Annotated in this window: 2 protein-coding genes and 1 tRNA gene; 2 read left to right on the top strand and 1 reads right to left on the bottom strand. The window is 41.5% G+C overall.

Annotated elements, in window-relative coordinates; genetic code table 11:
* Position 1 precedes the first annotated feature (1 nt).
* A complete protein-coding gene (locus tag ACESK1_RS13295) occupies positions 2–901 on the bottom strand; it encodes an alpha/beta hydrolase (protein WP_372920651.1) in 900 nt (299 codons plus the stop codon).
* A gap of 187 nt (positions 902–1,088) precedes the next feature.
* Between ACESK1_RS13295 and ACESK1_RS13290 the strand changes: the two genes are divergently transcribed.
* The gene (locus ACESK1_RS13290; protein ID WP_372920650.1) at positions 1,089–1,541 is read left to right on the top strand and encodes a GatB/YqeY domain-containing protein; all 453 of its coding nucleotides are present in this window, start codon (positions 1,089–1,091) and stop codon (positions 1,539–1,541) included.
* A gap of 46 nt (positions 1,542–1,587) precedes the next feature.
* Positions 1,588–1,661: transfer RNA gene (locus ACESK1_RS13285), tRNA-Arg, on the top strand.
* Positions 1,662–1,737: the final 76 nt, after the last annotated feature.

Here is a 1,737-nt window from a genome sequence, read left to right as displayed (position 1 = left end):
CTTATTTCCAGACTTCGATCTGCTGTTTTTCCTCATTTAAAAACACCGAATTAAAGAAATCAAAAACTTCGGGTAGATAGTCAAAAGGCATCCCCGAATGTTCGTGTTTTCCGCCTTCAAAACTATAAAGCAAATAGGAAGTGTTTAATTTTCTCAATCTTTCAGTAATCGTTTTGGAGCCATCCAGCATAATATAACCGGGTTTTTCGCGATCACACCAATGGTGCGGACCCGTTGCATAAGGTACAAGATTGTCTTCGGTTCCGTGGAAGAATACGCCTGGTACCGCATTTTCTTCAGTGATATACCGGGCGTCCACAATGGCCCCGGCGAGAGAGAAGACTCCCGCAAAATCGAAGTTCTCGTAATTTGAATAATCCTCAAACATAAGTCGTTCGTTATAAACTGCGTTAAGTACCGCTTCGGCGCCGGCGCTGCTTCCGCCAACAATAATTTTTGAAGGATCTATGTTATATTCTTCCTGTTTTTCCACCATAAAATTAACGGCATCTATAAAATCTTCAGCAGCCAGTTTAAAAGTTTCCATTTTTCCGGAAGCTTCATAATCGCAGCCAAATGACTGGTCTTTCCTGGTGAGTCTATAAGAGATCTGAACGGCGACATAACCTTTTCTGGCCGCAGTTTCAGCGAATTTAACTTCGGCCGGATTGGTTCGGGTGCCACCTGAAAATCCGCCGCCGTGCATAAAAATAATCAGCGGTCTTTGCTTCATTGTGTCATTTTCAGGCTGATAAATATCCAGCTTTAAAGCTTCACCGTTTTTGGTGGCGTAGGTTTTGGTTTCAGTAGCTTTCAACCGAAAGGAATCATCTATGAATCGCTGTTGTGCTGAAATTGAAAAACTTAGCAAGAACAAGCCGAATAAAATCAATTTTTTCATAGTAGGAAAGTTATTAGAAGCCTCAAGATACTTAATTTTGCAGGGAGAATAAGTGGGGATTTTAATTTTAATATTTTATCTTCGCTGCTGAAATTGGTTTTCCGCCTTTACTGAAATAAATTCAGCACAGGCTGCGAAAATGACACTAATAAGATTTCCGCCTGCGCGGAAATGACACTATTAAGATATGAGTTTACAGGACAAGGTAATGGCAGAAATGAAAGCTGCTATGAAAGCCAAAGACAGCGAAAAGCTGGAGGCTTTACGATCGGTTAAAAGTGCTATTTTATTAGCTAATACTGAAAGCTCTGCCAAAGACGGTCTTACTGAAGATGAAGAGTTGAAGCTTTTACAAAAACTGGTTAAGCAACGTAAAGAGAGTGCTGCGATTTACCGGGAGCAGAACAGGGCAGACCTGGCCGAGCCTGAGGAAAAACAGGCCGCTGTGATCGAATCTTTTTTACCTGAGCAATTAAGCGAGGCAGAAATTGAAGCCAAAGTAGATGAAATTATCGCCAAAACCGGAGCCAGCGGAATGCAGGATATGGGAAAAGTGATGGGAATGGCAAGCAATGAATTAGCCGGAAAGGCTGATGGAAGAACAATTTCTACCATAGTTAAAAGTAAATTGAGTAAATAAATATTAAGACCTCAAAGGTTTCTAAAACCTGTAAGGTCTTGAAAATGGCCCCGTGGCGCAACTGAATAGCGCATCAGATTTCGGCTCTGAGGGTTGCAGGTTTGAATCCTGCCGGGGTCACACTGGATAGCTTCCATAACGCTGGAACCCCTTGAGAAATCAAGGGGTTTTGTTTTTTTAGGAAATTTAATTTATA

Source organism: Salegentibacter sp., assembly GCF_041642575.1.
Classification (GTDB): domain Bacteria; phylum Bacteroidota; class Bacteroidia; order Flavobacteriales; family Flavobacteriaceae; genus Salegentibacter.
Note: the sequence above shows the minus strand (reverse complement) of the source record. Positions and strands in the feature narration are given on the sequence as shown.

Coding starts and splice junctions, on each gene's coding strand:
- ACESK1_RS13295 (WP_372920651.1), bottom strand. CDS start 901: ATGAAAAAATTGATTTTATTCGGCTTGTTCTTGCTAAGTTTTTCAATT.
- ACESK1_RS13290 (WP_372920650.1), top strand. CDS start 1,089: ATGAGTTTACAGGACAAGGTAATGGCAGAAATGAAAGCTGCTATGAAA.